The following is a 5,691-nucleotide window of genomic DNA, read 5'->3' as shown; positions in this document are numbered from 1 at the left end:
AGCTTTGGGCTATAGTTTTAACTCTTCATACATATAGATATAGTATTTTTTCTAAATCTCATCCACAGCCAAAATTCCAGATATTGATTTATTGCGATAATTAGAGCCACAAAAGTCTACCTAGATCAGACAGCTCGGAAAATCTGTCGCCAATTTTCTGGGAAAACCCTATATATACTGTTGCGCTATAGTTTTAACTCTCCACACATAGTATTTTTTCTACATCTCATCTACAGCCAAAAATTCCAGATATTGATTTCTTGCTCTAATTAGAGCCACAAAAGTCCACCTAGACAAGACAAATCGGAAAATCTATCGCCAATTTTCGGAAAAAACCCCAGATATAGTGTTGCGCTATAGTTTTAACTCTCCATATATAGTATTTTTTCTACCTATAGCCAAAATTCTCGAAATCTATTCTAATGAAAATAGGGTGATCAAACTCTAGATAGATGGGACAATCTATCGCCAATTTTCGGAAAAAAACCTAGATATGCTGTTGCGCTATAGTTTTAACTCTCCATATATAGTATTTTTTCTACATCTCATCTACAGCCAAAAATTCCAGATATTAATTTCTTGCTCTAATTAGAGCCACAAAAGTCTACCTAGATCAGACAGATCGGAAAATCTGTCGCCAATTTTCTGGGAAAACCCTATATATACTGTTGCGCTATAGTTTTAACTCTCCATATATATAGATATAGATATAGTATTTTTTCTACATCCCATCTATAGCCAAAATTCCAGATATTGATTTATTGCAATAATTAGAGCCACAAAAGTCTACCTAGATCAGACAGATCGGAAAATCTGTCGCCAATTTTCTGGGAAAACCCTATATATACTGTTGCGCTATAGTTTTAACTTTCCATATATAGTATTTTTTCTACATCCCATCTATAGCTAAAATTGCAGAAATCTATTCTGATGAAAATAGGGTGATCAAACTCTAGATAGATGGGACAATCTATCGCCAATTCGACTAGCAAATTCTAAATCTAGTGTTTCACTATAGTTTTGATAACTCAATTACTCAGGTTCTTCCAGTCTAATTTTGCTGTACATTTTGATTGCTGTACTCCAAACTTGATAACCTTTATCATTCAAGTGTAGGCCATCGGTACTCAATTCAGATCGGAGAAAACCTTGAGCATCTGTAAATAGTGGGTGAAGATTTAAAAAGAACGCCCCTTCACTATCAGCTAAAGCTTTCAGACCACGATTAATTTTTCTGATGCGACTGTTGGATAGTTGCACGAGGCGATCGCGACCTTCCCAGGTAGCTGCCTCCCCACTATGGGGCAAAATAGATTGTACAACTATTTGACTCCCTGGATGAACAGCTCGTAATTGACGAATAATTCTTCTTTGATTTGCCAGAATTGTCCAATCGTCCACCCCATGTACCAAATCGTTAATCCCAATCATCACAAAAATTGTTTCTGGCCTGGTACTATCAAATAAATACAATCTCTTCAATAGACCGGCCGTTGTTTCTCCAGAAATTCCTTGATTTAACCAATTTCTATCCCAGGGAAGAAGTTTTGAGGGAAACCAAAGACTCAAAGAATCTCCTACTAAAACAGTTAGACGGTCAGGACGATTATTAGACGCAGCGATCGCCTCTCGCTGCAACTGTTCCACCCATTGTTCATAAGTCCATTTATGGTTTCTCCCAATAGCCAGAAGTTCTGTTCGAGCTGCTCCAAATAGTGGGCTTGGTCTATTGGATTCAATACTGTTAGTTGTAGTGGATGTAATTGTAGCACTTGCTTGAGGGTCTTCTGGCAACTTGTAATCAGTTACAATTAGCATGGCCACTGTCAATGACAATAGCCCATTACCAGCCAAAGAACACCAAACCCATGTTGGAAAATCTCTAGAGAAAGTAAACACTGTAGCTGAATTCAATTAGTCAGGACTTACGCAAAATATTAAATTATACACTATCTGTAGGGGTAAACTGCCGTTTGCCCTTACTATATATGGTTGTTCTGCGTAAGTCCTGTTAGTGCAACATTTAACTTACTCGAAGCTAATGCGCAAGTCATCAACCTTGAATCTGTATGGTATTACCAGTTAAAGTGATGACTTTTGCAGGAATTGTCTCGCTGAGAGCAACAAGACAAGTAGTTAAATTTGGAGGCTCGAAGCCTGCTCTAACCCGCACTATAGAAACTGAGACGTCCATTATTTAACGTCGGTTAACATCAGACCATTTATCCGAAGATAAATTTTAGTTCTTGGCCGGGCGGAAGTATTTGCTTGTTAAATCAAGTTACTAACTTTATTCAAGTATAATTAAATTTTTAGCTTTTTTCTTTTTCAAGGTAACTAATTACTTACCCTACTATGCTTTACCCATAAGTCTTGAAACTCTTTTCTGATTGGGAGATTGGGAGCAAAATTACTAAAAAGCCTCTAATGCCTCTAATTAATTCAATATATTTACTGTTGGGAAATATCCATATTGATGGTAAATACATAACTTCTTTCTTTTGTCAAGTTTGATTTTAAGTTTAAAGATGTGGTTCATTAATTGATAATGAATAATGAATAATGGATAATTACCTCTGGTTAAAACTGTTACGCAATTGAATATAATGAAATATTATTTCTTCTCTTGGTCGATTGGATATGAAGTTTCGGCTGTCGCCGACTTGAATTGCGCAGCAGCTCTGTCAACAGCGGGAGACCTAGCCATCCCATCGTGACGGAATGCTCCGTTTTCCCACCGCTCTCTTGGTCGATTGGAGGCTCGCGTTTAGCGTTCCGCACAACGCGCGTTAACGCTACGCGACTTGAATTGCGTACTTCGCAGCTCCTCTGCAAGAGGCAGCGGCTCTGTCAAGAGCGGGAGACCTAGCCATCCCATCCTACGGAATGCTCCGCTTGCCGACCGCTTTTTTGTCCTTGCTCATGAGAGGCTTTAAACCTTTGGGGATTAATTATCAATTATCCATTATCCATTGTAATGTATAGACCTATCCTAGGGGGCGAGTCAGGAGATTCATTTAGAGAATAGGGGAAAAAGGTAGAAAAATGATTCCTACTCCCCTAATCCTTATCTTTAACTATATTATCTAGATAGCTATCAAATGGATTCTATAGTAGGCACGACTTCCACTTCAGAACCTTGATATGGCTATTTCAATGGGAGTGATCGTGAAAAACAGCAGTGCCAAGAGCATCAGGTTCTTTTACAAAGCCATTATAAGCTTCCATACCATGTTCAGAAATATCCAAACCCTGATATTCTTGCTCTGGATGGACACGGATACCCACAGTAGCCTTCAAAGCTAGCCAGAAAATAGTGCAGAGTATAACTGTAAACAATCCAACGGAAATAATACCTATAGCTTGAGTAAAGATATTAGCACCTTCGACAAAAATACCAACAGCTAAAGTACCCCACATTCCACCAACCAAGTGAACTGATGTGGCACCTACCGGGTCATCAATTTTCAACTTGTCAAAGAAGGGAACAGAGAAAACAACAATTATACCAGCTACACCACCAATAATTACTGCTTCTAAATAAGATATGCCATCACAACCTGCTGTCACCCCTACAAGTCCAATCAAAACCCCGTTAATCACCATTGAAAGGTCTGGCTTCTTATCTTTCAACCAAGATGTAATAGTTGCGGTAGCACCCCCTGCCGCAGCTCCTAAATTTGTGGTTACGGCAATATAAACCACATTTTCATCTGCTGCTAGTTGAGAACCAGGGTTAAAGCCAAACCAACCAATCCAAAGAATTAAACAGCCCAAGGTAGCAAAACCCATGTTATGGCCAGGAATAGCTCTGGGTTGATTATTTTCATCATATTTGCCCATTCGAGGTCCAAGTAGATATGCTCCTACCAATGCTGCCCAGCCACCGACTGAGTGAACTGCTGTTGAACCTGCAAAGTCTTTGAAACCCATTGCACCTAGCCAACCACCACTACCCCAAATCCAATGTCCAGTAATAGGATATGAAATACCTGTAATTAACAGGCTAAAAAATAGAAAGGCTGAAAATTCAATTCTTTCAGCTACAGCACCAGACACAATAGTCGCAGCAGTAGCAGCAAAAGCTGCTTGGAATAGGAAAAATATGGGTACTGGCAGACCAGCAGGAAATGGATCTAGTCCATAGGTACTAGATTCGCCAGTTAGAAAAAAACCACCCCCACCAATAAAGGGATGGTCTCCAGCAAACATTGTGGAAAATCCAATAGACCAGTAGACTAATGTAGCTAGGGCAAATACAATTAAATTTTTCGCCAGAATATTAACTGCATTTTTCTGGCGACAGAATCCTGTTTCTAACATTCCGAAACCAGCATTCATAAAAATTACAAAGACTGAAGCTACCAAAATCCAAATCGCATCTAAAACCCCTTTTATATATTCTGGGGTTAACTCTTGGTCTTGGGCGGTTGCTGCTCCTGCCCACAAAGCAATAATTAGACATACTAGAGGTATGCAAGCTAATGTAGTGGGGGAAAACCATTTTGTCCGACGTAGCCGATCTATTAGTGCTGTCGGTTCTAAGAAACGGCTATATTTTACTGATAATGACCGTCTGTTTTTTGTTCTGTTGCTCCTAAACTTTAGTTTAGATGTCATTTTTAAGACCAAGTTAATTAGTTAGATTACAAATGCAAAAAATATCGCACTAATTGTTGTATTAATTTTCTGTATCAATTACTACTATTTTTGATTTATAAGTAGTTGGATAGAAAGTATTTCTACAACTGTTTCTGCCAGTAACAATAGCAAGTATTTGTCAGTTTTTTAGCATAAAATATTTGCATAGTGGTTAAGTTTATGTTAAATATTTTCGATATCCGAGCCGATCTAGTTTAGTTTGTTTATCCATGACTGATTCTGCTAGGGTCTGGCGGTACTTTTGCACTTGTTTTAATAATTCTGGTTGGTGGGATGCTAATATTTGAACTGCCAATAAGCCAGCATTTTTGGCATTGCCGATCGCTACTGTGGCTACTGGTATTCCTCCTGGCATTTGGACTATAGAATATAAGGAGTCTATTCCCTGTAATGTTCGGGTTTGTACTGGTACACCAATTACTGGGAGTGGCGTTAAAGATGCGACCATTCCAGGTAAATGTGCTGCCCCTCCTGCTCCGGCAATGATGACTTTTAATCCTCTTTGATGGGCAGTTTGGGCATATTCAAACATTCTTTGGGGGGTACGGTGAGCTGAGACAATGGCAACTTCGGAGGGAATGTTAAATTCTTCGCAGATGGCGATCGCTTCTTTCATTGTGGGCAAGTCTGAGTCACTGCCCATTATAATTCCGACTATGGGATTCATATATTTAGTTATCAGTTATCAGAAATTAGCAGTTAGTTTTTTCTTTTATACCAAATGGTATAAAAGAATTTTATATAAATCCTCAAGTTGAGAGAGGGAAGACGGAACAGGGAAAAGGGAACAGGAGATCTATAGAAATAGAATATGTAATTAATTTTGCATAGGAAATTATTAGGTTTACTCTAATTTAGAGACTGTTTGTCAAATAAGTCTTAAGAGAGCAAATAATGACTAAAATCTAAAAGCGGTAGTGCTTCAAGGAATTTAAATCTGAAGGAATTTAAATCTGGTAGATACCAGAGGTGTTCGGTACACATATTCCTAGATTTTTAAGTGAAATTTGTCTTGATTTGTTTCTCTTT

3 protein-coding genes are annotated in these 5,691 nt (G+C 38.4%); all 3 read right to left on the bottom strand.

Annotated elements, in window-relative coordinates:
- Window positions 1-1,032: 1,032 nt before the first annotated feature.
- Window positions 1,033-1,899 carry an SGNH/GDSL hydrolase family protein gene (locus F6K22_RS29535; protein WP_363274708.1) on the bottom strand — a complete coding sequence of 289 codons (867 nt, stop codon included), beginning with the start codon at window positions 1,897-1,899 and terminating at the stop codon, window positions 1,033-1,035.
- 1,254 nt (window positions 1,900-3,153) lie between these two features.
- Window positions 3,154-4,620, bottom strand: a complete 1,467-nt coding sequence (locus F6K22_RS29530; RefSeq protein ID WP_293106340.1) for an ammonium transporter — start codon at window positions 4,618-4,620, stop codon at window positions 3,154-3,156.
- Between the two features lie 199 nt (window positions 4,621-4,819).
- On the bottom strand, window positions 4,820-5,329 hold the full coding sequence (purE, locus tag F6K22_RS29525) for a 5-(carboxyamino)imidazole ribonucleotide mutase (RefSeq protein WP_293106337.1): 510 nt from the start codon (window positions 5,327-5,329) through the stop codon (window positions 4,820-4,822).
- Between the last annotated feature and the right edge of the window lie 362 nt (window positions 5,330-5,691).

Source organism: Okeania sp. SIO2F4 (genome assembly GCF_010672385.1).
Taxonomy (GTDB): Bacteria; Cyanobacteriota; Cyanobacteriia; order Cyanobacteriales; family Microcoleaceae; genus Trichodesmium.
The sequence above is the reverse complement of the archived record's forward strand: the minus strand, read 5'-3'. Positions and strand labels throughout refer to the sequence as shown.